The organism is Collinsella aerofaciens (genome assembly GCF_027679495.1).
Classification (GTDB): domain Bacteria; phylum Actinomycetota; class Coriobacteriia; order Coriobacteriales; family Coriobacteriaceae; genus Collinsella; species Collinsella aerofaciens_AK.
Genome location: NZ_JAQEKC010000064.1, coordinates 1 through 1088, shown reverse-complemented (window position 1 = coordinate 1088; position 1088 = coordinate 1). Strand labels below are relative to the sequence as shown.

The following is a 1088-nucleotide window of genomic DNA, read 5'->3' as shown; positions in this document are numbered from 1 at the left end:
TGGACGCCGGGCCTACTCGCTTCGGTTCGGGCGCTACACCAACTTTCTCGACACTACCGCACCTCCCGGTTAGATGCAATACGTGTATTGCATTCTGTCACATCACCCGCACCGGCGTACGGCCGCATCTGCTCTTTTACCTTACATTATGTCAACCGGCCCATGGTCGGCTTATTCAGCCGGATTAAATCAAGCATTAAATCAATCCAGACCTATAAGGGGCGGTGGAAATCCATTGAGGAATGAGGGCGCCGTCCCTAGGTCGGCTCCTCGATGGCCGCGGCTGAATTCCCCTGCCATCGGCTGCGTGGGTTCCGGCACGGGGTTCTGGCGCTGCTCGAACTGGGCGCAAGACTCGGCTGTTGGTCGTACCGGACGGCATACGTTTTGAGACCGGCAAGCTGATGCCGGCTCGAGGACAGCGGCCCGGTGCACCGGGCCGATCGATAGCGGTCTCAGGTTCACAGCGCAGCTTCTCAGGGCTCGCATATATAGGAAGACTTGATTGGCAATCGATTTTAATGAAGTCGGCAGCGCATGTCAGAGTTTTCAACAAATTTAACATGCCACCCTTTATATCTGCACGCGCGTAATTCAACTCATAAGGACCGGCTATCCCTTACCTGTGACACAATCTCAAACGCACAGAACAGAATCATCAGTCCAATCATCGCATAAGAGGCAGCCGGACCTTCAAGCACTATTCCACAAAGAACAATCTCCGCGCCGCCAATAAGAAATGTTATCAGGCGCTCTGCCTTTTTGCTCTCGCCGCTCGCATAAAAAGGCGGCAAAGCGCACAAGATCACATATAGCCCGGGAAGGGAATACAGGATCGATAGTCCAAGCCCCCCATCAACCGCAGTGTTTTGCGTAAGAATCAACTGAACCCAAACGGCAATTATCACTGAGCAGGTTGTCGATAAATAGGTTGTCGATAAAAGAAGACTAGAAATATAGCACGCAACAAAGTCCCGTCGCATTCGAACAGAGAAATCCGCGAACTCTCTTCGCCGCGTGGAAACAATTAGGTACACAGAAATTGCAATAGAACCAATCAGAGAAAACAGCGGAACAACCAGCAATTC

1 protein-coding gene is annotated in these 1088 nt (G+C 51.9%); it reads right to left on the bottom strand.

The window, feature by feature from the left end; translation table 11 throughout:
• Positions 1-599 precede the first annotated feature (599 nt).
• Positions 600-1088: hypothetical protein (locus PGW49_RS10345; protein ID WP_270226447.1), on the bottom strand; the 489-nt coding region annotated here is incomplete at its 5' end.